Source organism: Acinetobacter sp. UBA2581, from assembly GCF_002339435.1.
Lineage (GTDB): Bacteria > Pseudomonadota > Gammaproteobacteria > Pseudomonadales > Moraxellaceae > Acinetobacter > Acinetobacter variabilis.
Genome location: NZ_DDLD01000097.1, coordinates 15,688 through 42,394 on the forward strand (window position 1 = coordinate 15,688; position 26,707 = coordinate 42,394).

The 26,707-nt window shown below is 42.4% G+C and carries 23 protein-coding genes and 1 pseudogene; 8 read left to right on the forward strand and 16 right to left on the reverse strand.

Annotated elements, in window-relative coordinates; all coding sequences use genetic code 11:
* Positions 1–2 precede the first annotated feature (2 nt).
* Positions 3–1,169, reverse strand: coding sequence for an ATP phosphoribosyltransferase regulatory subunit (locus tag B3Q46_RS12285; protein ID WP_004784187.1), 1,167 nt, complete (start codon positions 1,167–1,169; stop codon positions 3–5).
* Between the two features lie 473 nt (positions 1,170–1,642).
* Between B3Q46_RS12285 and B3Q46_RS12290 the strand changes: the two are divergent.
* Positions 1,643–2,389, forward strand: a pseudogene (locus tag B3Q46_RS12290) (AzlC family ABC transporter permease).
* Positions 2,386–2,685: an AzlD family protein gene (locus B3Q46_RS12295; RefSeq protein ID WP_262736262.1), complete on the forward strand. Its 300-nt coding sequence runs from the start codon at positions 2,386–2,388 to the stop codon at positions 2,683–2,685. The pseudogene B3Q46_RS12290 and the gene B3Q46_RS12295 overlap by 4 nt, the downstream one beginning before the upstream one ends.
* Positions 2,686–2,721: 36 nt before the next feature.
* Here B3Q46_RS12295 and B3Q46_RS12300 read toward each other — a convergent pair whose 3' ends face one another.
* The gene (locus B3Q46_RS12300; protein ID WP_004784195.1) at positions 2,722–3,018 is read right to left on the reverse strand and encodes a hypothetical protein; all 297 of its coding nucleotides are present in this window, start codon (positions 3,016–3,018) and stop codon (positions 2,722–2,724) included.
* A gap of 179 nt (positions 3,019–3,197) precedes the next feature.
* Entirely contained in the window at positions 3,198–4,226 is a 1,029-nt protein-coding gene (locus B3Q46_RS12305; protein ID WP_034170713.1) for a type I glyceraldehyde-3-phosphate dehydrogenase, read from the reverse strand.
* Positions 4,227–4,635: 409 nt separating this feature from the next.
* On the opposite strand from B3Q46_RS12305, the gene alaS reads away from it, so the two are divergent.
* The 3 genes from alaS to csrA all read left to right on the forward strand — a co-directional run bounded on the left by alaS (position 4,636) and on the right by csrA (position 9,180).
* Entirely contained in the window at positions 4,636–7,329 is a 2,694-nt protein-coding gene (alaS, locus tag B3Q46_RS12310; protein ID WP_171064812.1) for an alanine--tRNA ligase, read from the forward strand.
* A gap of 64 nt (positions 7,330–7,393) precedes the next feature.
* Positions 7,394–8,674, forward strand: coding sequence for an aspartate kinase (locus B3Q46_RS12315; protein ID WP_004784201.1), 1,281 nt, complete (start codon positions 7,394–7,396; stop codon positions 8,672–8,674).
* Between the two features lie 248 nt (positions 8,675–8,922).
* Positions 8,923–9,180 carry a carbon storage regulator CsrA gene (gene csrA / locus B3Q46_RS12320; protein ID WP_004784202.1) on the forward strand — a complete coding sequence of 86 codons (258 nt, stop codon included), beginning with the start codon at positions 8,923–8,925 and terminating at the stop codon, positions 9,178–9,180.
* 79 nt (positions 9,181–9,259) lie between these two features.
* On the opposite strand, the gene rnhB is transcribed toward csrA, so the two are convergent.
* From rnhB to yaaA, 6 genes are all read right to left on the reverse strand, one after another.
* On the reverse strand, positions 9,260–9,850 hold the full coding sequence (rnhB, locus tag B3Q46_RS12325) for a ribonuclease HII (protein ID WP_004784204.1): 591 nt from the start codon (positions 9,848–9,850) through the stop codon (positions 9,260–9,262).
* Between the two features lie 57 nt (positions 9,851–9,907).
* Positions 9,908–10,288, reverse strand: coding sequence for a hypothetical protein (locus tag B3Q46_RS12330; protein ID WP_004784206.1), 381 nt, complete (start codon positions 10,286–10,288; stop codon positions 9,908–9,910).
* A gap of 183 nt (positions 10,289–10,471) precedes the next feature.
* Positions 10,472–10,816, reverse strand: a complete 345-nt coding sequence (locus B3Q46_RS12335) for a hypothetical protein (protein ID WP_004784208.1) — start codon at positions 10,814–10,816, stop codon at positions 10,472–10,474.
* Between the two features lie 79 nt (positions 10,817–10,895).
* Positions 10,896–11,897 carry an adenosine deaminase gene (locus B3Q46_RS12340; RefSeq protein ID WP_004784210.1) on the reverse strand — a complete coding sequence of 334 codons (1,002 nt, stop codon included), beginning with the start codon at positions 11,895–11,897 and terminating at the stop codon, positions 10,896–10,898.
* Positions 11,898–11,974: 77 nt separating this feature from the next.
* Complete coding sequence (locus tag B3Q46_RS12345; RefSeq protein WP_004784213.1) at positions 11,975–13,297, reverse strand: NCS2 family permease; 1,323 nt, start codon at positions 13,295–13,297, stop codon at positions 11,975–11,977.
* A gap of 1,108 nt (positions 13,298–14,405) precedes the next feature.
* On the reverse strand, positions 14,406–15,188 hold the full coding sequence (yaaA, locus tag B3Q46_RS12350) for a peroxide stress protein YaaA (RefSeq protein ID WP_004784218.1): 783 nt from the start codon (positions 15,186–15,188) through the stop codon (positions 14,406–14,408).
* A 122-nt stretch (positions 15,189–15,310) separates the two neighbouring features.
* Here yaaA and B3Q46_RS12355 point away from each other — a divergent pair, with 122 nt between their 5' ends.
* Positions 15,311–15,943 (forward strand): alpha/beta hydrolase, encoded by a 633-nt coding sequence (locus tag B3Q46_RS12355; protein WP_034590098.1) that lies wholly within the window; start codon positions 15,311–15,313, stop codon positions 15,941–15,943.
* Positions 15,944–15,975: 32 nt separating this feature from the next.
* Here B3Q46_RS12355 and B3Q46_RS12360 read toward each other — a convergent pair whose 3' ends face one another.
* The 5 genes from B3Q46_RS12360 to pheA all read right to left on the reverse strand — a co-directional run bounded on the left by B3Q46_RS12360 (position 15,976) and on the right by pheA (position 21,492).
* Positions 15,976–16,521 carry a GNAT family N-acetyltransferase gene (locus tag B3Q46_RS12360; protein ID WP_004784222.1) on the reverse strand — a complete coding sequence of 182 codons (546 nt, stop codon included), beginning with the start codon at positions 16,519–16,521 and terminating at the stop codon, positions 15,976–15,978.
* Positions 16,509–16,874: a hypothetical protein gene (locus B3Q46_RS12365; protein ID WP_004784223.1), complete on the reverse strand. Its 366-nt coding sequence runs from the start codon at positions 16,872–16,874 to the stop codon at positions 16,509–16,511. Before B3Q46_RS12365 ends, B3Q46_RS12360 begins: the two co-directional genes overlap by 13 nt.
* 100 nt (positions 16,875–16,974) lie before the next feature.
* Positions 16,975–19,221 (reverse strand): bifunctional prephenate dehydrogenase/3-phosphoshikimate 1-carboxyvinyltransferase, encoded by a 2,247-nt coding sequence (locus tag B3Q46_RS12370; protein ID WP_004784225.1) that lies wholly within the window; start codon positions 19,219–19,221, stop codon positions 16,975–16,977.
* Positions 19,222–19,224: 3 nt separating this feature from the next.
* Positions 19,225–20,316 carry a histidinol-phosphate transaminase gene (gene hisC / locus B3Q46_RS12375; RefSeq protein ID WP_004784227.1) on the reverse strand — a complete coding sequence of 364 codons (1,092 nt, stop codon included), beginning with the start codon at positions 20,314–20,316 and terminating at the stop codon, positions 19,225–19,227.
* 66 nt (positions 20,317–20,382) lie between these two features.
* The gene (gene pheA / locus B3Q46_RS12380; protein ID WP_004784230.1) at positions 20,383–21,492 is read right to left on the reverse strand and encodes a prephenate dehydratase; all 1,110 of its coding nucleotides are present in this window, start codon (positions 21,490–21,492) and stop codon (positions 20,383–20,385) included.
* Between the two features lie 487 nt (positions 21,493–21,979).
* Here pheA and B3Q46_RS12385 point away from each other — a divergent pair, with 487 nt between their 5' ends.
* On the forward strand, positions 21,980–22,498 hold the full coding sequence (locus B3Q46_RS12385; RefSeq protein WP_004784232.1) for a DJ-1/PfpI family protein: 519 nt from the start codon (positions 21,980–21,982) through the stop codon (positions 22,496–22,498).
* An 83-nt stretch (positions 22,499–22,581) separates the two neighbouring features.
* Here B3Q46_RS12385 and B3Q46_RS12390 read toward each other — a convergent pair whose 3' ends face one another.
* Both B3Q46_RS12390 and B3Q46_RS12395 read right to left on the reverse strand, forming a co-directional pair.
* Complete coding sequence (locus tag B3Q46_RS12390; RefSeq protein WP_004784233.1) at positions 22,582–23,724, reverse strand: acyl-CoA dehydrogenase family protein; 1,143 nt, start codon at positions 23,722–23,724, stop codon at positions 22,582–22,584.
* 165 nt (positions 23,725–23,889) lie between these two features.
* Positions 23,890–25,233, reverse strand: a complete 1,344-nt coding sequence (locus B3Q46_RS12395) for a dicarboxylate/amino acid:cation symporter (RefSeq protein ID WP_004784235.1) — start codon at positions 25,231–25,233, stop codon at positions 23,890–23,892.
* Positions 25,234–25,647: 414 nt separating this feature from the next.
* On the opposite strand from B3Q46_RS12395, the gene B3Q46_RS12400 reads away from it, so the two are divergent.
* Positions 25,648–26,649: a glycosyl transferase family protein gene (locus B3Q46_RS12400; RefSeq protein WP_004784237.1), complete on the forward strand. Its 1,002-nt coding sequence runs from the start codon at positions 25,648–25,650 to the stop codon at positions 26,647–26,649.
* The last annotated feature ends 58 nt before the right edge of the window (positions 26,650–26,707 follow it).

Sequence of the window (26,707 nt, forward strand, 5' to 3'; positions counted from 1 at the left end):
GATTAAATCGTTTTGATGGTCCACTCACCGTCCACATTCACCAGCTGGTGAGTTGCATACGGTACCGAGTTTAAATCATCATTACCTAATAACTGAATTACACTTAAGCCTTGTGCACGGGTTGCCTGAATCGCATTTAATAATGCAGCATCTGTACCCTTTGGTGCTACCACAACTTTAGCTGTAGCAAACTTGCCTGCACTTAAAGCATATAAGTCACAGGAGAAACCGGTTGCCGGACGTGCACGACCGAAATGCTCACCAATACCATCATAACGGCCACCTTGTGCCAGTGCAGCAGCACGGTTCGGTGCATAAACGGCATACATCAGGCCGGTGTGATAATGGTATGAACGTAACTCGACGACATCAATCCCAATATGCAGATTCGGCCAACGTGCCTGAACTTCATTTTTGGTGGTTTGCAGTGCATCAAATGCCTGTTTGAAGGCTGGATTTTCTAATACTTCAGTACTTAAATTCGTTTTTAAGGCATCCAGGTCACTTGCAAAACGGCCAAGCGTATAGAAGTCTGATCCAAACTTAAGATTTGCAGTAAATTCAGCCAGTTCTGGCAATGCTTTACGTTGATAAAGATCAGACAATTGGCGTTCGGTTGCTTTACTTAAACCGGCTTGTACAATCAGACTACGGAACAGCCCCACATGACCTAAGTCAAGGTGGATACTGTCGGCCAGACCTGCTTCCTGAATCAGGCTGATCATCAGGTCAACCATTTCCACGTCAGCATCAATGCTGTCAGAACCAAATAATTCTGCACCCAATTGCAATGGTGCACGTGTGGTATTAAATCCTTGAGGTTTCGTATGTAAAACCGTACCCGCATAACAATAACGAGCCACACCTTCCACTGGATGTACATGCGCATCGATACGAGCCACTTGTGGTGTCATATCGGCACGCACACCAAGCAAACGGCCAGACAGCTGATCGATCACTTTAAAAGTGGCTAAGTCTAAATCCTGATTCGATTCTGAGAGAGAAGATAGAGATTCAATGTATTCAATAAATGGCGTGTACACCAGCTGATAACCTCGAGATGCGAGGAAATCCAGTGATTGACGGCGCAGGCTTTCGATGACTTGCGCTTGTTCTGGTAATACATCAGCTACACCATCAGGTAATAACCATGTCTCTGAAATGGGCATGTTGTAAACCTAAATTCTTGTCAGCGCGGAATAAACCGCATAAAAAAATCGGGAGCACACCCGATTTCTCCTAGTCTAGCACGATCGTTTAGGCTGTGCATCGCAATTTTGATAATTTTCTCTGACTGAACAAAGGACTTAGATAGATAAACCAAATCATCTCCCTCTTATCAAGAGAAAATAGGCTGAATAAAATTTAATAACCAACATATCAAATTGATTTTCTAATATATTTCCCCAACCAAAACAATGACGAAAAATTTATTCTTGATTCAATCCTCATCTATCCAAGGGTAAAAATTTATAAAATATCAGTACTAGATGCTTAAAAATAATCCTATACAAAAACCCAATGTGGAGACTTAAATGACCAAGAAAACAGCATCATTCTGGTAGAGTTTAAAGGGACTGCAAAGACTCCGGTATTTCTTATAAACTTTCTTTCTCCTTCTAGAATAAAACCCGATCATCTCATGCCTCCCTTTCAGCCACGTATAACGCCTTCTGATGCCACTCCTCTGAGTGAGTTTCAGCGTGGTGTGAAAGACTGCATACCTTTATTATTGGGTGTAATTCCTCTGGCACTGGTCTTGGGTGCAACAGCAGCACAAAAAGATTTTAGCCTGCTTGAGTTTCCCTTGCTGACCGGGCTGAACTTTGCGGGTGGTTCCGAGTTTGCAGTTTTAGAAGCTTGGACTGATTCACCGCATCTTCTTACCTTGATCTTTATTACTTTTCTCATTAACAGCCGCTATATTCTGCTCGGTGCCAGTCTGGTGCCTTATTTAAGACATCATCCAAATCGAAAAGTCTTTCCGGCATTATTCTTTATGGTCGATGAAAGCTGGGCCTTAAGCCTGACAGATGCACAGCTTCGACTGGCATAGTTTGGATATCAACATGCTTTTAGTCTGCCTTATTATGCCGGGCTATGTATTGTTCTTTATCTGGCTTGGGTCGGCTTTACCACTTTAGGTGCTTTGGTTGGGCCGGTGTTAAGAGATATTCACTATTTTGGTTTTGATATGGCTTTCCCAGCCATTATGCTGATCTTACTGAAAGGTATGTGGAAAGGTTTTACTGAAGCCAGACCTTGGCTAATCAGTTTAATTTTTGCTGCTCTGACTTATAGCTATCTGCCAGGCAACTGGTATGTGCTGATTGGTGCGCTTGCTGGCATTGCCGCTGCCTTCTGGCTAATTCAGGAGAATGAAGCATGATCCAGATGAGCACTTTTATCGCAATCTTATTGGTGGCGCTAACGACTTACTGCACCCGGATACTTGGCTATGTCCTACTCAAAAATAAAACTTTGAGCAAACGTCAGCGTAAAATTCTGGAAGTGATTCCAGGCTGTGTACTGATTTCGATGATCACCCCATATTTTTTACGAGATGATCCGGCTGATCTGGTAGCCATAATGGTGACACTATTCGTTGCATCACGCTTTGGCATGCTGCCGACCATTTTGATTAGCATGGCCTCGGCAGCTATTTTAAGAACCTTACTGGTTTAAATCCTTTATATAAGGCTAAACCAGCATGAAAAGGTCTTATGACTTTGGTTCTATTACTTTAGCGAGCAGATTTACCAGTTCTGCATTTTGCAGCTCAACTTTTTGCAGTTTAGCCGTAGTCTGATCCAGTACTTCCTGCTGAACATGCATTTTTTTCGCCAGATCCTGCATAATTTCCAAGGTCTTTTTTAAATTTTCTTCCAGATACGCCACTTTTTCCTCAACTGGCACGCCTTCCACACTTTGTGAACTCTCATTATTATTAAATTGCAGCCAGATCAAAAAAATCACAGCCAAGGTCAGTAATATTATAAATCCCCAGATCAACATCATGTGCTTGCTCTTATTCCATTTAATTATCTTTATCTTAACGAAAAAATATCCAGATCACAGAAATATTCGGCATAAATCCAGAGCTTTTCGATCAATTACGTTCAAGTTCTTATTCATTTTCTTCTAATTTTTTAATCTTGCATAAAAAAGCACCCCATTTGGGATGCTTTCAAAATAGCTTAATCTGTATAAAAGGATTCACAGAGATCCAGCAAACGGTTGGCATAACCCCATTCATTATCATACCAGGCAAATACTTTGGCCTGATGCCCCACTACCAAGGTTTGGGTCAGATCCACAATCAATGAATAAGGCGAATGATTAAAGTCTGAAGATACTAGAGGCTCATCTGTCACAGACATGATTTCAGCAAAATCCTGACGTGCAGCGTTCATTAATACTTCATTCAACTGATGATCAGTAATGGGTGACTGGGAGATAAAGGTTAAATCAATGGCCGCTACATTAATGGTTGGCACGCGAATCGAATAACCATCAATCCGGTTTTCCATCTTCGGCATTACGCGTTTTAAAGCACCCAAAGCCGAAGATGTGGTTGGAATAATATTTTGCCCAGAAGCTCGGGCACGTCTTAAATCACGATGGGCATGATCCAGTACTGACTGATCCGCTGTCACTGCGTGAATTTCAGTCATCAGTGCAGTCTCAATACCAAAGGCATCATCAATGATTTTGACTAGAGGTACCAATGCTTGCGTAGTACAAGAGACACTGGAAATAATCTGGTCACTTTCTTTGACATCACGATGGTTGACGCCATAGACAATTGCGGCATCCACTGTATCAAACGGTGCAGCACCGATAATGACCCGTTTTGCCCCGGCAGTAATATGCTGAGTCGCAGCCTCACGCGAACGGAACAGGCCGGTACATTCCAATACCACATCAATATTCAGTTCATGCCATGGCATTTCCACCGGATTCGCCTGTCTTAACACCTGAACTTTCTGATAGGCATCGCGATAAGTGACATGCAGGTAGGCATACTCATCTTCATAAGTCAGATCAACCTGCCCCGGGAAACGACCATGAGTAGAATCATATTTAAATAGATGCAATAAGGTTTCAACGTCGGCAACGTCATTAATGGCAACGATGTCAAAATTAAAATCTTTCGGATTTTCAAACCATGCACGCAACACATTGCGTCCGATTCGTCCAAAACCATTAATTGCGATACGTTGCATCGACATTCCCTACTGCGGCATAAAACTTTGTGCGCCTATATTAATGGAATTATCCAGCTGACTGATAACTATTCAGCTAAATCCACTAAAAATTACACAGAATGTCCAATATTTCATCGAAAAATTCATACTTTACTTGAAGCAATCCAGTCTTTCTATCAGCGAGAATTAAGATAAATTGCTGTAATGACAATAGCTTTTGATTTTGCAGGGCATTTTTCTGATTTTTCCAATATTCATTCCTTATAGTTTTATGATCTATAAATATGAAAATCATTGGTTGAACAGGCATTTTCCGTTATAATTTGGCGTTTTTAAATATTTAAGCCCCGCATTGCAGCAGAGAACCAACCTTCTTGTCAGACTGTGATGTTTTTAGCCAAATCGGAAATTATGGAGTGACTTGGTTGTGAGTACTCGTTTTATGACATCAGCTGAAATTCGCGAAGCTTTTTTAAGCTACTTTGAATCGCAAGGGCATACACGTGTCGCGTCGAGTTCTCTGGTTCCTGCCAACGACCCAACATTATTGTTTACCAATGCTGGTATGAACCAGTTTAAAGACTGCTTCCTGGGTCTGGAAAAACGTGACTACGTTCGTGCAACATCTTCACAAAAATGTGTACGTGCAGGTGGTAAACACAACGACTTAGATAACGTTGGCTACACAGCTCGTCACCACACATTCTTTGAAATGCTGGGCAACTTCTCGTTTGGTGATTACTTCAAACGTGATGCAATTAAATTTGCCTGGGAATTCCTGACCGGCGACAAATGGCTGGCTCTGCCTAAAGACAAATTGTACGTAACTGTGTATCACACTGATGACGAAGCGTTTGATATCTGGAATAAAGAAGTTGGTCTAGATGCCAGCCGCATTATCCGCATTGGTGATAACAAAGGCGAGAAATATGCTTCTGATAACTTCTGGGCAATGGGTGACACTGGTCCTTGTGGTCCATGTTCTGAAATCTTCTATGACCACGGTGATCATATCTGGGGTGGCCTGCCTGGTACGCCTGAAGAAGATGGCGACCGTTTCATTGAAATCTGGAACAACGTCTTCATGCAGTTCAACCGAACTGCAGATGGCGTACTGCACCCTCTTCCAGCACCTTCTGTTGATACAGGTATGGGCCTTGAGCGTATTTCTGCGGTTCTACAACACGTCAATTCTAACTATGAAATCGACCTGTTTCAAAATCTATTGAAAGCTGCTGCTGAAATCATCGGTCTAGATACTTCAGACATTGAAGCGAAAGCACAAGCTGAAAACAAACCGGTTGAATACCCTGCTTCACTTAAAGTGGTTGCTGACCATGCACGTTCATGCTGCTTCCTGATTGCGGATGGCGTGAACCCTTCAAATGAAGGTCGTGGTTATGTACTGCGCCGTATTATCCGTCGTGCAGTTCGTCATGGTAACAAACTGGGTGCGACTGGTTCATTCTTCCACAAAATGCTTCAGCCTTTAATTGATGTGATGGGCGCAGCTTATCCTGAACTTGAAGCAAACAAAGCACGTATCGAAGCCGCTTTGCTGAAAGAAGAAGAACAGTTTGCTAAAACACTTGAGCAAGGTCTGAAATTGCTTGAAGGCGAATTGTCAAATCTGAAAGGTTCAGTGATTCCAGGTGAAATCGTATTCAAACTTTATGATACTTATGGCTTCCCAACTGATCTTACAGCAGATATCGCACGTGAACGTGATTTAACCATTGACGAAGCGGGCTTTGAAAAAGAAATGGCGGCTCAACGTCAACGTGCACGTGATGCAGGTAAATTCGCAATCGACTATAACAGCGTTGTTAAAGTTGAAGGCGAAACTCAGTTTGAAGGTTATGACGCAACAGCAGGCGAAGGTCGAATCATCGCGATCTACAAAGATGGCGAGCAAGTTGACGAAGTGGTTGAAGGCGACGAAGCACTGATTGTTCTGAACCAAACTCCTTTCTATGCAGAAAGCGGTGGTCAGATCGGTGATACAGGGCTCTTCAAAAACGATACTGGTATTTTCGAAGTTCAAGATACCAAAAAATCTGGTGGTGCATTCGTTCACCAAGGTATCGTGACTATGGGTAACCTTAAAGTTACTCAAAACGTTGAAGCAACGGTTAAAGCCGAGATTCGTGCTGCAACTGCTCGTAACCACTCTGCAACTCACTTGCTCCACGCTGCCCTACGTCAAATCCTGGGTTCACACGTACAGCAAAAAGGTTCATTGGTTGCTTCTGACGTATTACGTTTCGACTTTGCCAATGATCAGCCTGTAACTTTTGAACAGCTGCAAGAAATTGAACGTCTGGTAAATGCTGAAGTAATTGCCAATACGCCTGTTACGACTGAACTGCTCGACATCGAATCTGCGAAAGCCAAAGGTGCGATGATGCTGTTCGGTGAGAAATACGGTGAAGAAGTTCGCGTATTGTCTATGGGTTCAGTGATTGACGAGAAAAACTTCTCGATCGAATTGTGTGGCGGTATTCACGTTAAACGTACAGGTGACATCGGTCTGTTTAAAATCACGTCTGAAGGTGGTGTCGCAGCAGGTGTACGTCGTATTGAAGCCGTAACCGGTACTAAAGCGGTTGAAGCCGTACAGAAAGTCGATCGTGATGTTCAATATATCAATGGTTTGTTAAAAGCACAGAACCATCAAACAGTCGAAAAAGTTGAAGCTGTGGTGGACACTGCGCATCAATTGCAAAAACAGATCGAACAACTGAATCAAAAATTAGCAAGCCTACAAGCCGGTGAACTTTTAAGTCAGGTTCAAGAGCTTGCTGGTCGTAAAACACTAATCACGACTGTTCAGGGTATGGATGCGAAAGCATTGCGTAATCTGCACGACGGTGTGAAATCAAAATTAGAAAATGCAGTCATTGTTCTTGCAGGTGTAGAGGGTGACAAGGTGAGCTTGATTGCATCTGTGGCGAAAGACTTTACTGCTTCTATTAAAGCGGGTGACATCATCAAACACTTGGCTGCAGAGCTAGGTGGTAAAGGTGGTGGTAAACCTGACTTGGCACAAGGTGGCGCGCCACTTAACGAGAAGTTTGCTCCAGTGATGGCTGATTTAGCAGCTTGGCTTGAAGCAAAATAAAAACTTCATTTTGTGTAACTGACCCTGATCGGAAAATCAGGGTCATGGTTTATATGGAACAACTATGGCATTAATCGTTCAAAAATATGGCGGTACCTCAATGGGTACTCCCGAGCGTATTCTCAATGTTGCTCGTCGTGTGAAGCGCTGGCATGACCATGGCCACAAGGTGGTTGTAGTCGTATCTGCTATGAGTGGTGAAACCAACCGCTTGCTTGCTCTCGCGAAAGCCATTACCGAAACCCCTGACCCACGTGAACTTGACCAAATGGTTTCTACGGGTGAACAGGTAACGATTTCCATGTTAGCTATGGCGCTGAATTCAATTGGCGTTGAAGCTAAATCTTTAACTGGTCGCCAGGTTGGTATTAAAACTGACAGCGCATTCACCAAAGCACGTATCGAATCTATTGATACTGATGTATTGACTGAAAACCTAGATGCAGGCCGCGTGATTGTGGTTGCAGGTTTCCAGGGCTTTGATGCTGATGGCAATACCACAACTTTAGGTCGTGGTGGTTCTGATACCTCAGGTGTTGCCCTTGCTGCAGCGCTAAAAGCGGATGAATGTCAGATTTACACAGATGTTGATGGCGTATATACGACTGACCCTCGTGTTGCTCCTAAAGCGAAAAAAGTAGACCGTATCTCTTTCGAAGAAATGCTGGAAATGGCATCTTTAGGTTCTAAAGTTCTTCAAATTCGCTCTGTAGAATTTGCAGGCAAGTACCAAGTGCCTTTACGCGTACTCTCAAGCTTCGATAATGACACTGATGGCGCATTTGACGAAGACTTCAAAAACAACGTCGGAACTCTTATTACTACTGAACTGGAAGACAACATGGAACAGCCAATTATCTCTGGTATCGCGTTCAACCGCGACGAAGCTAAACTGACTATTCTGGGTGTTCCAGATGAGCCAGGTATTGCATCTAAAATTCTTAAACCAATTGGTGATGCCAATATCGAAGTGGATATGATTATCCAGAACGTTGAAGAAGATGGTACAACTGATTTCACGTTTACTGTAAACCGCGGTGAACTTGCTAAAGCCAAAAAAATCCTTGAAGAGACAGCTCAAGCGATTGGCGCACGTGAAGTTGCAACTCGTGATGACATCGTAAAAGTGTCTATCGTCGGTGTAGGTATGCGCTCTCACGCAGGTGTAGCAAGCAAAATGTTCACTGCTCTTGCTGATGAAGGTATCAACATCCTGATGATCTCTACTTCTGAAATCAAGATTTCTGTGATTATCGAAGAGAATTATCTTGAGCTTGCAGTTCGCTCACTTCACACTGCGTTCGGTTTAGACCGTGAACATGGTGAATCTAGCGCACGCGCTTAAGAGAACTACAAAATACCGTTATTGTCTGACAGTATTTCATTAAATCTCTACAAAAATGCAGGGCCACTATAGTTTTTTTTATAGTGGCTCTGTTATATTAAGCCTAAGGATTTTCAACAGTCTGGATAGTTAACCTCTTCATTTCATGGATAGGACTTTCTATTCAAACTTTAATTATATAATTTTAGGTTGTGTTTTTTTATTACATTCAATAGATTGCAGGTTTTGCATTTTGCAAGGAGAGAAACATGCTGATTTTGACTCGACGCGTCGGGGAAACTTTAATGATCGGAGACCAAGTCAGCGTGACTGTACTTGGCGTAAAAGGCAACCAGGTTCGTATTGGGGTAAATGCTCCGAAAGAAGTCTCTGTACACCGTGAAGAGATTTACCAGCGTATCCAGCATGAACGTGCAATGCATGAACATCTTCAGCATATTGACCAGGATTATCAACCTTCTTCTTATGAAGATGATAACCAGACACAAAATAACTTTAACCGTTAATTTTGTATGAATATAAAAGCGGCTTTTAAGCCGCTTTTAATTTGCCTAATTTTCAACTGCATAGCAAAATAATCAAACTTTATCCCGCCTGCTGCTGATCAAGCAACGCTGCCAGCACTTTTTTCACTGGTCCAAAACTACGACGATGTTCATCAATCACCCCGTGTAAGGCAATCGCTTCAAAATGTGCTTTGGTCGGATAGCCCTTATGCTTGGCAAAGCCAAATTGCGGATATTTTTGATCCATCTCCACCATCTGGCGATCACGGGTCACTTTAGCCAGAATACTGGCTGCTGAAATCTCAGGATGCAAGGCATCCCCACCTACGACCGCATCACAACTCATCGCAAGGCCCTGAGGAATCTTGTTGCCATCGACCAGTACATGTTCCGGCTGAATGCTTAATGCTTCCACAGCGCGGCGCATTGCCAGTAAAGAGGCCTGCAAAATATTATGCTCGTCGATTTCTGCTGCAGAGGCCTCAGCAATCGCCCAAGCCAATGCTTTTTCCTGAATCTCAATAAAAAGTTTTTCGCGCTTCTTCTCGCTTAGCTTCTTGGAATCATTTAAACCCTCAATCGGGTTATTCGGATCCAATATCACAGCCGCAGCGACCACCGATCCTACTAATGGCCCACGCCCTGCTTCATCTACACCAGCAATATTCATTTTATTTCCCATAAAAAATAGGCTGAACCAGTCAGCCTATTCAAATTTGATTTTGACTTAGTTTACAGCTTCAGCCACACAAGCGTTAATAGTATTTGCAACGACATTGCCTACAATAGTCGCACGTGCTGCTGGGTCAATTGCTGCAGTTGCCAAATCCACCGCAGTCACGTTTTGTGGTGCTTTTTCACTCACACAACCACAGATTTCAGACTGGATATTCTGTTTTTGTGTTTCTGTCATTAAACGTGTTGCAGTTTGCCAAGCCGGAATATTATTCAGTTCAGTGACACATTTTGCATTGATGGCAATTTTAATGGCTGCAGAACCGAGTTGCTGACCTGTACTTGCTTGAGTTGTGGTGCTGGCACCTTGTGGTGCTACACATGCAGAAAGAACAAGTGTTAATGGTACAACAACAGCCAATAATTTTTTCACGGATTTTATCCTTTTTTCAGCTTTTAAAATATGCGCTATTGTGCCGAAGTTTATCGCAATAAGAAATCTAAAAATGAGTCATGATGTTTAATCTGCGCGCAGCCAGACTCATAGCCATCACAGGAAAGAAGACTCACTATTAATCTAAAGGTAAAGTCTGGATAATCCAGCACCCAAAAATCCTTAATTGATAAACTCACCCATACAGCCTTTTAAGCTATTGGCAATTGCTTTACGGGTCAGCTCTTTTTTAGTTTCTTCATCAATGGTTGCTTTTAACAGGGTTTTGGCCGGCACACCTTCCAAAGCATGCTCACCCACACAGCCACACACTTTTTGCTGTAAATGCTGTTTATTGGCTTCAGCCATGAAATAAGTACCCATTTTCCAGACTTTGGAATCTTTCAGCTCTTGGCCACACTGATACTCAATCACAGGTTTCAGGGCTTTCTGAGTCATTGAGGTATCTGCACAAGCAGGATTGATTAAGCTAACAGCAAGAACAGGCCACAGGAATTTTAATTTCATCTTTGGTTCACAAATCAAATTATAAAAGGCAGAGCGAACTCTACCCTCTTTGGGCTAACAAATTTACTGGAATGATATTTTAAACAAGTGCCTGAATCAGGCTGATCCATTTCTGTTTTTCAGTATCAGAAATAAATGAAGCTTCAAAAGAATTAATTGCGAGCTGTTTAAGTTCTTCGTTGCTTAGATCTAAAGCTTCAGCAATGGCAATGAAATTGTCATTCATATAACCACCAAAATACGAAGGATCATCTGAATTCACTGTCACATGCACACCCTGCTGCAACAGGCGACGGATATTATGCTGCTGCATATCATCCACAACACACAGCTTTAGGTTTGAAAGTGGACATACTGTGAGCGGCATCTTCTCTGCAATCAAACGCTGCATCAATTCTGGATCTTCCTCAGAACGTACGCCATGGTCAATACGGTTAACTTTTAATAAATCCAAAGCTTCCCAGACATATTCTGCCGGACCTTCTTCACCCGCATGTGCGACTACCAGAAAACCGGCTTCACGTGCTTTAGCGAAAACACATTCAAACTTAGACGGTGGATGGCCGACTTCACTTGAATCCAGCCCCACTCCAATGATCCGATCTTTATAAGGCAGCGCTTGTTCTAATGTTTCAAATGCTGCTTCTTCACTAAGATGACGCAGGAAACACATGATCAGATGTGAAGTAATGCCTAACTTAGCTTTCGCATCATCACAGGCTTTCTGCAAGCCATTAATTACGGTTTCAAAGGCAATGCCACGATCGGTATGCGTCTGCGGATCAAAGAACATTTCAGTATGCACGACATTATCATCCGCACATTTTTCAAAATATGCCCAAGCCAGATCATAAAAGTCCTGTTCATGAATCAGAACATTGGCACCCGCGTAGTAGATATCCAGGAAAGATTGCAGATTATGGAAATTATAAGCCTGCTTCACTTCCTCAACTGATTTATAAGGAATGCTAATTTCATTACGCTGTGCAATCGCAAACATTAACTCAGGTTCAAAGGTACCTTCGATATGCACATGCAGCTCAGCCTTTGGCAAAGCCTGAATCAATTCAAGACGGTTCATCGCTACTCCTGATTAAACCTGAGAAAAATAAAAAAGGGTGCAAACTGAGTTTACACCCTTTTGATATTCGACAAAAATTAGCCGCCAAACATCCAGAACTTCAATGCCCATAGTACTGCGATGATCCATACCATGTATGGAACAGTTTTCGCTTTACCTGTCAGCAGTTTAATCAGCGCATAGCTGATAAAACCCATTGCGATACCATCTGCAATTGAATACGTAAATGGCATGAATACAATGGTCAGGAACGCCGGAACCGCTTCAGTAATATCATCCCATTCAATATGGACAATACCCTGAATCATCAATACACCGACAAATAGCAATGCTGGTGCAGTTGCAAAGCCTGGTACAGATTGAGCCAATGGAGCCAGGAACAGGCAGGCAATGAACAGCAAGCCAACCACAACTGCAGTCAGACCGGTACGACCACCTGCTGCAACACCCGCTGATGACTCAATATAAGGTGTAGTTGAAGAAGTACCCAAAGCGGCACCTGCAACAATCGCAGAAGAATCGGCAAATAATGCTTTTTTCAGACGCGGCAATTTACCATCTTTTAACAAACCTGCACGATGTGAAACACCTACTAGCGTACCAGTAGAGTCAAACAGATCGACCAAGAAGAATACGAAGATCACACCGATCAGGCTAGCTGTAAACAGACCTTGAAAGTCCATCTGCAAGAAGGTTGGTGCCAGTGAAGGAATTTGACCCACTACACCCTGGAACTGGTTATAACCTAAAGCAGTAGAAATCGCAGTGATTACCAAAATACTGATAATGATCGCACCACGTACTTTGAAGTGATGCATTACCACCACTAACAGGAAGCCAAGTAGCGCAAGCATAACAGTTGGCTGTTTCAAATCACCCAGACCCACCAGGGTCGCTTGATTATCAACAATGATGCCAGCATTTTTCAGTGCTACCAGAGCCAGGAACAGGCCAATACCACCACCAATCGCCAGTTTGAGAGACATTGGAATGGCATTGACAATCGCCTCACGTATTTTGAACATACTAATGGCAATGAAAACCAAACCTGATACAAATACTGCACCTAATGCAGTTTGCCAAGGCACACCCATTCCCAGACAGACTGAATAGGTAAAGAAGGCATTCAGCCCCATACCCGGCGCAAGTGCAATTGGATAATTGGCAATTAGCCCCATTACCAGACAGCCAATTGCGGCTGCAAGACAGGTGGCTACAAAGACAGCCCCATGATCCATCCCGGTTTCGGATAAAATCATCGGATTAACAATAATGATGTAACACATTGTCAAGAACGTGGTTACACCTGCCACAACTTCTGTACGGAAACTGGTTTTGTTTTCACTCAGTTTGAACAGACGTTCCAGCATATTTTCTGAAGATGGATTAGGAGTCGTCATGACCTAGCCCCTATTGAGTAAACTTTATGCTTTAAGCATGCCGCCGAATCCAGGAAATTTTATAGTAAAACTTCATGAATTTTAAGGATCTGTTAGCAACGAATATGCCAGCTTCGCCATTTAGCGGGTCAAAATGTTTCAATAGCGAACAGTAAGAAAACTGCGCTAGAAAAACTCAAAAAACAATCTAAACAAAAAAGCTGCATAACCCCTATGCAGCTTTTTTCATCATTAGAATCAAATACTTAATTAAAGTAAATTTGATCTAACTTTATCTTTTGCAAATTATAACACATTGATTTCTGATTGCTTCTTAGAATTTATATTTTATTAAAAATTAATATAAGTCAGTTTTATTATTATTAAATTTTCTTTTATTTATTATGATTTTATTTTTATCTTTTTACCTGACCCCCCTAATTAAAAAGCTTATGCAAATCTATTAAGGTCGGGGCCGATTTGCATTCAGCAATTTAGTTGAATGTTGTACTTCTTTCAAAATCTGATGAAGCTCTTCATGTTTTCTTGTTTCGGCCTGTTGGTGAACACAATAACCGAGTAAACCTACCATCAGCACAAAAATAGGAATCGTATAAATTTTCATTTTTGTAGTTGAGTTATGTAACAGCATTGAAATTATGCTAACAAAATAACAATAAAATTGTGACATAGTTTACAAGTAACCCGATAAAATGCAGTTTTTTCAATTATTTAGAGTTTTTATATTCTTCATTTTTTTATACTTCTTATTCAATTAATCATAATTTTTTGAGTCATATTTTTTTATTTTTTAGTCATTTTTTGAATATTAAAAGAAATTAATTGATTGATTCTATTTTTTATTTTTTTAGAAATTTGTTTTTACTATATAAATTTATCGAGTGAAAAATATCTTTTAAAGCTCACTATAGCTTTCATTATTTTATTTAGCTTTTCTTCTAAAAAATTCATCCATTTCCTGTTAAAAATTCTTCTAAATAAATGATATTTTGAAAGTTCCTTCCCTATTTTTTAATTTTTATTCAATTCAACCTAATATTGCTAAACTTAAATTTACCCAAGACTTTTAAGAAAATTTCTTCATTCAGTCTTGGGTGAATCTTTTACCTTAAGCAGCCAGCTGCTCATCACGTTTAAATACCAACTCACCTTTTAGTGAACTTTCAGCATCAAAATAATACCCATCGATATTAAAGGCTTTTAAGTCTTCAGTTCGTTTAATCTGGTTTTCAATGATAAAGCGCGCCATTAAACCACGAGCTTTCTTGGCATAGAAGCTGATGACTTTATATTTGCCATTTTTCTGATCTAAAAATACCGGCTTGATGATTTCAGCCTGAATTTTGCTTTCTTTCACTGCCTTGTAATATTCATCCGAAGCAATATTGACCAGAATTTCAGACTCTGCTGCTGCCAGATCATGATTGATCAGGTCAGTGATGGTATGTCCCCAGAACTCGTAGAGATGAGCACCACGTGGGTTAGTCAATTTGGTTCCCATCTCCAGACGGTAAGGCATCATCAGATCCAGCGGACGCAATAAGCCATAGAGGCCGGATAACATACGCAGATGGTTCTGTGCGTAATGAATCTGATCCTGCTTTAATTGGTAAGCATCCAGACCGGTATAAACATCCCCTTTAAAGGCAAAGATTGCCTGACGAGCATTGGAAAAATCAAAATCCGGCTGCCAGTCTCTGAAGCGTTCCGCATTCAAATTGGCAATTTTTTCACTGACGCTCATTAAGCTGGAAATTTCAGTTGCTGATAACTTGCGGGCAACTTCTATCAATTCCTGGGAATGTTCCAGCAATCTTGCCCGAGTAAATTGATCGGTAGGTAAAGGTGTTTCGTAATCTAGAGTCTTGGCTGGAGAAATTAAAGCAAGCATAGCGACCTGGTTAAAAAATGATTAATCAAACTATATCAGTAGACTTATTTTAATTCCAATTCATGTTTTTATTTATCATAATCGTTAAAATAGAAAATTCTCCTGCAATTTATCGGTTTGCTATGTCCGAACCAATCTACCTCCAAGGCCCTGCTGGCCAACTTGAGGTTTTTGTGGATTATCCTCAGGGTGAAGTGAAAGGATTCGCGATTGTTTGTCATCCCCATCCATTACAAGGTGGCACACCACAACATAAAGTTCCGGTGTTACTGGCGCAAATGTTTTTAGAGCGTGGTTGTGTTGTCTATCGTCCAAGTTTCCGTGGTTCTGGTCAAAGTGCCGGTCTGCATGATGAAGGCTTTGGCGAAACGGATGATATACTTGAAGTCATTAAATATGCGCGTCGCCAACATATTGACCTGCCTTTCTTTGCGGGCGGTTTCAGTTTTGGCGCACATGTTATGGCCAAGTGTTACGCCGCCCTGCCAGTTGAACTGCAACCTTCAAAAGTGATTTTGTGTGGTCTACCGACTGCAACCGTAGCTGGCCTACGTCACTATGTTACACCACAGATCAAAGGTGATATTTTATTTATTCATGGTGAAGCGGATGATGTCACGCTTTTATCCGACATGATTGAATGGGCCAAGCCTCAACGTCATCTGGTCACGATCTTGCCTGGCGCAAATCATTTCTTTACCGGTTATTTAAAACAGCTTCGGATTGCGATGAGCCGTTTCCTCGCATTAAGCTGATCAAAAAAACCTCATCGAATGATGAGGTTTTTTTATTCAGAAATAAAATCTTTAGCATGAATTTCATAAATTACAGCCCGATATTTAGGTTTATCTAGGTGGTTGGTAATTTTTCCACCTACACGTTCTGCAATTTTTCGGCTAGCCCAGTTTTCTTCGGCTACCGGATAGCTCAAAGCTTTGATCCCTAATGTATTAAAAGCATAGCCCACAATACAACGTACTGCCTCATGTCCATAATAATGACCATGCGCCGTTTCACGAATCCAGATACCCACTTCAGGTATTTCATCATGCAGTCGATGCAAACCACATAATCCGATAAATTCATGTCTTTCAATATGGCGAATCACAAAAATATATTCTTTATGATCAGCCATATTGTTTAGCCAGTTTTGCCAGACTGTTGCAAATACCTGTTCAGATTCCGGTGCATCCCATGCCATAAAACGGGTCAAACTCGGGGTAATCGAGGCATAGGCTTCCGCAGCATCGGATGACTTAAAATAATCTAAAACAAGACGTTTACTTTGCAATATAGGCGAAAGACTTTGCATTTGTTGAACTAGTTCTTCCACTCAAACTCACTAAAACTTTCTTGTTCTTTCAACGATGCTTCAACAGCTTGTGCCAACTGATTTAATAAACTTTGTTCTGTAATCCGGTCCAGCCAGTCCTGTTCTTCATCCGGGTAAGAGGCGATTTCACAAATCAGGTGCCCTTCCTGGTCTCGTGTCTCACAGCTCACTGATAATGGCAACTCGTGTTCATCGACACTTACGGCCACTTGTGCGCCACTTTGCGCCAAGGTTTTAAAGCCATATTTACCGAGCTCTTCCGTCAGCAGATGTGCCACATATTCCTGAGCCTGCTGACTGCCCTGTAATTGTTCCTGGCTCTGAGGATTGGCCATAAATTTTAATTTTCGCATTGCTACATCCAAATGGCTTTTTTGTTGTATGGTTTTAGCATAAGCCAATATAAACAAAACAGCCAAGCAAAAGCTTGGCTGTTTCATGTAAATTTTAGAATTATTCTGTCACTTCAATCGCCAGACCAGCTTGAGAAGTCAGTTCAGTGAAGGTTGGGAAACTGGTTGCGACGGTTTCAGTCCCAACAATCTTGATTTCACCTGAGTTACGCAGACCTGCAATAGAGAAGCTCATGGCAATACGATGATCATGATGCGATTCAATTTCACCGCCAGTAAAGATTGGTGACCAGTCGCCTGTCTTACCTTTACCTTCGATAATGATGCCATCATCAGTTGGTGTACAGTCAATGCCCATGGTTTTCAAACCATCTGCCATCACTTGAATACGATCAGATTCTTTGACACGCAGCTCAGCAGCACCAGTTAGAATCGTTTGGCCTTCTGCACATGCAGCAGCAATGAATAATGCCGGGAATTCATCAATTGCTAGTGGCACTTGGTCTTCCGGCATATGAATGCCTTTTAACGTACGTGTACCGCGAATACGAATGTCTGCAATCGGTTCACCGCCTGCAATACGTTCATTTTCAACAGTGATGTCCGCACCCATCTGTTTCAAGATTTCAATCACACCAGTACGGGTCGGGTTAATGCCTACCGCTTCCAAAGTCACGTCTGAATTTTCAGTAATCGCTGCACCGACCATAAAGAAAGCTGCAGATGAAATATCAGAAGGCACCTGAATGTTAGTACCCACCAGCTTGCCGCCACCTTGCAGGGAAATACGGTTGCCTTCAGTTTTTACTTCATAACCAAAAGCACGCAACATACGTTCAGTATGGTCACGGGTTGGTTCAGGTTCAGTCACTGAAGTTTCACCTTCCGCCCAAAGACCTGCCAGCAGAATACCTGATTTCACCTGAGCAGATGCCATTGGCAAGTCGTATTGAATACCTTTCAGGTTTTGATTACCCGTAATCGATACTGGTGGTGTACCACGTTCACCCGTAGTTTGAATCTGCGCGCCCATCAAACGTAATGGTTTTGCAATACGCTCCATTGGACGTTTAGACAGGGATGCATCACCCGTCATCACCGAATCAAATTTCTGAGCTGACAGCATGCCAGCCAGCAGGCGCATCGAAGTACCCGAGTTGCCCATGTAAAGCGCAGACTTCGGTGCTTTCAGACCTTGCATACCCACGCCATGAATGGTCACTTCACCATTTTTAGGGCCTTCAATGCTTACGCCCATATCACGGAATGCCTGTAAAGTTGCAAGTGCATCTTCACCCTCAAGGAAACCCGTCACATGCGTTGTGCCTTCAGCGATGGCACCAAACATGATGGAACGGTGTGACACAGATTTGTCACCTGGCACGGTAAATTTACCTTGGAACGTCTTGGCACCTGGTTGAATGGTAAATTGTTGTGTCACTTTATTTTTCTCCATGAGAGGTTTCTTGGCGAGCATATGATTGAAGTGCTGACGCGCGGCTTGCGCATGCCCCAATAAGCCCATTAAAGCTTGTGAATCTTCATCTTCAATCAGCTTGCGGATAATCGCGAGTTGAGCTTCAAAGCCGTCCACGGCATTGAGAATCGCCTTTTTATTGGCAAAAAAGATGTCATGCCACATTTGTGGATCACTGGCGGCAATACGCGAGAAGTCGCGGAAGCCACCGGCAGCATAACGAAAAATATCCAGATTGTCTTCGCGCTTGGCCAGTTGTTCGACCAGGTTGAAGGCCATCAGATGCGGAAGATGACTGGTATGGGCCAGCACTTCATCGTGCTTTTCCACATCCATACAAATCACTTCCGCTTTGGCCACCTGCCACAGTTGAATCAGTTTATCGACCGCCCATTGTCCGCTGCTTGGTAACGGCGTCAAAATCACCTTGTGATTGGCAAATAGATCGACCTTACCTGCATGCACGCCGGTATGTTCAGCACCCGCAATTGGATGCCCCGGCACAAAACCGGCTGGCAGATTTTCACCAAACACAGCTTTGGCTGCTTCTACCACATTGCCTTTGGTACTGCCAACATCGGTCAGAATGGCATTTTCCAACAAATAAGGTTTGATCGTTTCTAGCACTTTCTGGGTAGCACGAACAGGTAATGCCAGTACCACCAGATCTGCCCCTTTGACGGCTTCTACAGGATCTGCATATCCGTTGGAAATCAGACCAAGTGCCTTGGCATCTTCCAAGGTTTTTTGTGAGCGGGTCGATGCCACGATGTCATTGGCTAAATGCTCGGCCTGAATGACACGCGCCAGACTTGAACCAATCAATCCAAGTCCGATAAAGGCAACTTTTTCAAACAGTGGCTGCGACATAACTTAAGCTTTCGCCTCTAAGCCAAGCACTTTGCCTAATGCAGCAAGGAATTTGGCATTTTCAGCTTCAGTACCAATCGATACGCGCAAGTGGTTTGGAATACCCACTGGACGCACGATCACACCTTCTTTCAACAACTTGTTAAATGTTTCTGCTGGATCAGCCTGTACATCGACCAAGATGAAATTCGCGCGTGAAGGTACATAGTTCAGGCCCAAAGCTTTGAAGCCAGCTTCAAGCTGTGCCATACCTGCTTTATTCACTTCACGAGATTTCTCGATGAAGGCTTCATCTTTCAGTGCAGCAACTGCAGCAACCATGGCTAAATGGTTCACGTTGAATGGCTGACGGATACGATTTAAATAGTCAGTTACTTCAACCGATGCCAATGCAAAACCAACACGCAGTGCAGCCAGACCATAACACTTAGACAAAGTACGGCTGACAATCAGATTAGGATACTGCTTCAGGAATTTCAGGCTGTTGAAGTTTTCCGGGAAATATTCCACATAAGCTTCGTCCAGTACCACGATGACATTCGCTGGCACTTTCTGCATGAATGCTTCAAATTCAGCTTCTTCAAACCAGGTGCCTGTCGGGTTGTTTGGGTTCGCAATAAAGATCAGCTTGGTGTTGTCTTTAATTGCAGCCGCCATCGCCTCAAGATCATGCGAGAAGCCTTTTGCTGGTACTTCAATCGCTTCAGCATGGATCGCTTGAGTTACCAGAGCATATACTGCAAATGCATGCTGGCTGTAAATCACAGAATCGCTTGAAGAAACGAATGCGCGGGCAAACATTTCCAGTAAGTCGTTTGAACCGTTGCCCAAAGTAATCTGGTCATGATTAAAACCAAATTGTGCTTTGATCTGGTCTTTCAGGATAAAACCACCACCATCTGGATAACGACCAATTTCTGCCAGTTCTGCAGCGACTGCTTCTTTGACTTTATCTGAACAGCCCAGCGGGTTTTCATTTGAAGCCAGTTTTACGATATCAGTGATGCCCAACTCACGCTCAAGCTCATTGATCGGTTTACCTGGTTGATATGGCTTTAATTTAGAGATGCCTTCATTGGCTGGGACAAACGACATTTTATACTTCCGATTTACAGATGAACCAGTGGTTAGCACCCTCGCACTAACCACGAAAGGCTGCTTTTATAAAACAGCTGCAGGATATGAACCAAGCACGCGGACTTCTTTCACAAGCGGACGAATTTCTTCGATCGCAGCTTTAACATTTTCCTGCTCAATATGACCTTCAAGATCGATAAAGAATACATAAGCCCATTTTTCAGGAAGTGCAGGTCGAGTTTCAATACTGGTTAGACTAATGTTGTGTTTGGCAAATGGAGCCAGAATCTCTAGCAATGCACCGGCACGGTCATGTGCAGAAACCAGTAATGAAGTTTTATCATTACCACTTTGTGGCACTTTTTCACGGCCAATTACCAGGAAGCGTGTAGTGTTTTCTGGATTGTCCTCAATATTGCTGTGCATAATCTCAAGATTATAAATATTCGCAGCAATTTCAGAAGCAATCGCAGCAGAATGCCATTCATTCTGAATACGGCGCGCAGCTTCAGCATTTGAACTGAGTGCCACACGTTCTACACCTGGATAATGAGCATCCAGCCATTTACGGCACTGAGCCAGAGTTTGCTGATGTGCATAGATCTGTTTAATACTGTCTTTACGGGTATTTTCAGAGATCAGGAACTGATGATGAATGGGTAATTCTACTTCGCCAATCACATTCAGATGCGAAGTCTTGAAACAGTCTAAAGTGTGGTTCACTACCCCTTCAGAGGAGTTTTCAACCGGTACCAGACCATAATGTGCACTGCCCGCTTCTACTTCACGGAACACTTCATCAATGGTGGGTAATGGACGAACTACAGCATCATGACCAAAATGTTTCAATACTGCTGAGTGTGTGTAGGTACCAGCAGGTCCCAAGAATGCAATACTTTGCGGTGCTTCAAGCGCCAAACAAGCCGACATGATCTCGCGGAACAGACGTGCCATCGTCGTATCTGACAATGGTCCTTCATTGCGCTCCATAACATTGCGCAAAACCTGTGCTTCACGTTCCGGACGGTAAAACAGCGGATTTTCTTCAGATGCGAATTTTGCTTTTGCTACAGCCTCAGCCAAACGTGCACGACGGTTAATCAATTGCTGGATTTGTTGATCAACTGAATCGATATCTTCACGAATTTTAGCCAAGTCTAAAGAAGCCGTTGTGTTTTGATCGTCGTTGATCATCGTGATGTCGCCCTTCATAAACCTTATCTGTGCAGTATAACAATTAGTGCGCTGCAAATGTTACACAATATAACTTTAGTAGATTAATTCTTAAAAACAGGGAGTTGATTTTAACCGTTCATCGCTTTAGTCACATCTGGTAACATTTCTTTCAGCATTTTCGCATGTTTTACATTATCAAATTGTAAACTTTGCCCGCTCATCTTAACTGATTTCTATCAAGATGAAATATCACTATTTCTTAATCTACATAACGATTTTAAGCATAAGAAAATAAAAATAAAGCCATCTCGATACTTCTAGTTTGACTACTTAAAATCTGAGTGACAGTTCACAATAAAATGCACATAGAAAACTGTTTTTTTAATCATTTTCCTTTGATTTAATTTGATTTTTTACACTAAATCACTATTTGGTTACAAAGCAGAGACGTTTTTTAAACCTTAAATCGCTAGTCTAATTTAAAACTATATTGGGGGTGCCTATAATGCCAAAAAGAATAGCGGTACTTGTAACGAATAATTTTGAAGATCTTGAATATACTGAGCCTGTTGCGGCCTTACTCGCTGCAGAGCATAGTGTCTGTAATATTGAACTACATGCCGGAAAAGTCGTACATGGATTACATGGTCAGTCGAGTGTAACGATTGATTGGGGAATTGATCATATCAGTATTGATGATTTTGATGGCCTACTCATTCCGGGCGGTGAATCGCCTGTATCCCTCGCCAACGATACGCGAGTCTTACATTTCATTCAGGCTTTTAATGAGACCAAAAAGACCATCTTCAGTCTTTGCGACGCATCTTTATTACTCAGTGAAGCTGATGTTTTAAAGAACCGCATCATTACCAGTATCCGTGCGCATGCACCTCGAGTACAACATGCAGGTGCGACGTATTATGATGTCGAACTAGTCAATGACAATAATCAGCTGATTTCATCTCGAGTACCCAATGATTTGCCAATTTTTATTCATGAATGTCTGGATGTATTAAAATCTTAAAATAATAAAATATCTAGATTTCAAGAATATTCTTTCCATAAAAAAAGAGTCCATTTCGGACTCTTTTTTTTATCTGTTAAGTTTTAACGTCCAAGCAGACCGCGAGCGACAATTTCTTTCATGATTTCATTGGTACCGCCATAGATCCGTTGAATGCGGGCATCAACAAAGAAACGCGAAATCGGGTATTCAGTCATATAGCCATAACCACCAAAGAGCTGAAGCAGATTGTCAGCAACTTTCATCTGCATATCTGTCGAGAAGCTCTTTAGCGCTGCTGCAGTTTCAACATCCAGCTTGCCTTGCATATACAACTCAACATTCTGGTTATAGAAAGCTGCTGTTGCCAGCTCGTCAATCTTGGCCTGTGCCAGTACAAAACGGGTATTCTGGAACTGACCAATCGCCTGACCAAAGGCCTGACGCTCTTTGACATATTGAGTCGTTAGATCAATCGAGCCACGAATGGCGCCCAGTGCAGTAGCAGCAATAGCGGTACGTTCACGTGGGAGTTCCTGCATTAGATATACAAAGCCCTGACCTAGCTGACCCAGCAACTGATCTTTCGGTACTTTGACATTATCGAAGAACAGCTCTGAAGTATCCTGTGAATGCAGACCAATCTTGTCCAGATTCTTACCTTTTTTAAAGCCTTCCAGATGCGTATCCACCAGCATCAAAGACACACCTTTGGCGCGTGCTTGCGGATCGGTTTTCACGGCTAATACGACTAAGTCAGCATGCTGACCATTGGAGATAAAAGTTTTAGAACCATTCAATAAATAATGGTCATCCTGCAAGATGGCATTGGTTCGCATGGCTTGCAGATCAGAACCAGCACCCGGCTCAGTCATGCCAATCGCACCGACCACTTCACCAGACACCATTTTCGGTAACCAGTATTTTTTCTGTTCTTCAGTACCAATATGCAGGATATACGGCGCTGCGATATCCGAATGGCAAGACAGACCAGTTGAAATTGCGCTATAGCCTGCTCTTGCCGACTCTTCGATTAACATCAGGGAATAGTGGGTCGGAACACCGTAGCCACCATATTCTTCCGGAACATCGACACATAAGAAGCCATTTTCACCCATCGCATTCCAGACTGAACGCGGCATCATGCCTTCACGCTCCCACTCTTCATAGTAAGGCGCTACGTGTTCATTCATAAAGCGTTTGAAATTGTCGCGGAAAAGTTCCAGGTCAGCATCGTAAGCCAGCATTCTTTTATCCTTATCGTGTTTATCGTTTTATTTCCTGTGCACAGGCTAACTATTTTTAGAAAGGCTGTCATGTGCCTGACTTATTTTTTCGCTAACTTCACAGTCAGATAAAAATAAAAAGGAAGCCGAAGCTTCCTTTTTATGACCTACAAGACGAACTCGAATTTAATGAGCGTTGTTGCCTTCCTGCGCCATTTTTTCATCAATTTCAGCCGGATTTGCTAATGCATAGTTCAGCTTGTCCATGTCTAACTGACCGACCCATTTTGCTACAACCAGAGTTGCCAAAGAGTTACCGACTAGATTGGTCAAGGCACGAGCTTCAGACATGAAGCGGTCAATACCGAGAATCAAGGCCAGACCTGCAACCGGAATATTACCTACAGCCGCTAAGGTTGCTGCCATCACGATAAAGCCTGAACCAGTTACACCCGCTGCACCTTTAGAAGAAATGAGCAATACGAGAAGCAAGGTAATCTGGTGAGACAAATCAAGTTGCGTATTGGTCGCCTGTGCAATGAAGATTGCCGCCATTGTCAGGTAAATCGAAGTACCATCCAGGTTGAATGAATAACCTGTTGGAATGACCAAACCTACCACTGACTTTTCAGCACCTGCAAGCTCAAGTTTTTTCAGCATACGTGGCAATACAGATTCAGACGATGAAGTACCCAGTACAATCAACAGCTCTTCACGAATCAGGCGAATCATCTTGACAATGCTAAAGCCGGTAAAACGAGCAATTGAACCCAGCACAATAAAGATGAACAGCAAACAGGTGATATAGAAGCAGATGATCAACTGGGCCAATTGCGCCAGAGAACCGATCCCATATTTACCGATCGTGAAAGCCATCGCACCAAATGCACCAATAGGCGCAAGTTTCATGATCATGTTCACGATGTTAAAGAACACATGTGAAATCTGATCTACCAGTTTGAGGACTGGCTTACCTTGTGCACCCAGTTTGTGTAATGCAAAACCGAACAGGATCGCAAATAAAAGGACTTGCAGGATTTCGCCTTCAGCAAATGCTCCAACCACCGTATTTGGAATGATATTCATAAAGAAATCAACGGTAGACTGAGAAGCACCCGACTCTACATATTTAGAAATCCCGGCCGTGTCCAGCGATGCCGGATCAACATTCATCCCAACGCCTGGCTTGGCAATATTAATTACCAGAAGACCAATGATCAGCGCTATCGTTGACACGATTTCGAAGTAAAGTAGAGCGACACCACCAGTTTTACCAACTGATTTCATACTCTCCATGCCTGCGATCCCACTAACCACGGTACAGAAAATCACAGGTGCGATGATCATTTTAATTAAACGGATAAATGCATCACCCAGCGGCTTCAGTTGTTCGCCCAAACCTGGAACATATTGTTCTGCACCATTAATGATTTGTGTACCACTTGGCGAGAAATGTCCGACGAGGATACCCGCAATAATGGCTACAATCACTTGAAAATAAAGCGACTTATAAATTGGTTTTTTAGCCATAACCTTACTTCACGATATACTTCTAACCAGAAGCAATATTCAGTTTTCACTTATTTTTAAAAAACAAGCGTCCAATACTTCATTGTCTGAAACAAAAAAGTGCCTATGTATCAAAAAATTAATCTGATACTGAAATTAGAATGTGTATGTACATTTAACAATCACAGGAACACTGATCCTTAAGAAAAATCAGTGCATTGATCAGGAGATAAAGCAAACACAAGAATTGCGTGAAATTTTAACCGTTTTTTAGACTTTTGTTTAACCCGAAATGTTAAATTTGCCTAAATACTAAACAATACCTCTTAGACTATAGTCTTATAAAACTATAATAATTCTGCAAAATAAGAAGGTGAAATACCAATATCAGCGTAAAATATGCCAATACTTGATGAACATGATTGATCTATGCCCATGACCACAAAGCGAAATATTTATAAAGATGCCGAACATCCTTTTGCCCAGTTTATTCGTATTATTGGCAAGGGAAAAAATGGTGCACGTTCTTTAAGCTATGAAGAAGCCTATCAGGCTTTTAGCATGATCCTGAAAAATGAGGTGCTGAACGTACAACTGGGCGCTTTTCTGATGCTATTACGTGTCAAGGAAGAATCTGTTGATGAACTCGCAGGCTTTGTGCAGGCGACCCGGGACCAGCTGAATTTTAAGGCACTGGATGTTGATCTGGACTGGTCCTCTTATGCAGGCAAACGCAAACATTATCCTTGGTTCATTCTGGCTGCGCTTACCCTTGCCAAGCATGGCTATAATATCGTGATGCATGGTGCTTCAGGTCATACCTTGAATCGGGTCTATACCGAACAGGTACTTAACTACTTAGGCTATCCAATCTGCCAGAATGATGCTGACGTGGAACAGCAGCTTAAAGACAAACATTTTGCTTACCTGCCTCTGGAGGTGATCTCTCCAATTCTGGCTGAGCTGATCGGGCTACGTAATGTTATGGGTCTACGCTCCCCGATTCATACGCTGGCACGTCTGATTAATCCATTTAATGCCAAAGCGACTTTACAGGCTATTTTCCACCCTGCTTATCGTAGTTCACATCAGCAGTCCGCTTATAAGTTAGGTTATCAAAATAGTGCAGTCATTAAAGGTGAAGGTGGCGAATTTGAACGTAACCCGGATGCCAAAACTTTAATCTGCGGGATTAAGAATGGCGAACTTTATGAGCACGAATTACCAAAACTGACCGACAACCGTAGTCCGATTGAAGAAGAGCTGGATCTGGCTGTATTTAAACAAGTATGGGAAGGTCAACGCTCACATGAATATGGTGAGATCGCAGTTGTCGAAACTATGGGCATTGCACTGTATACCATGGGCAAATGTGACAGCTATGAAGTAGCGATGCAAAAAGCCAGAGGGCTCTGGAATAGCCGCCTTTCAGTTTGATCAAGCCAAAAAAACAGACATTAAAAAAGACCACATTTGTGGTCTTTTTTTCGGTTTC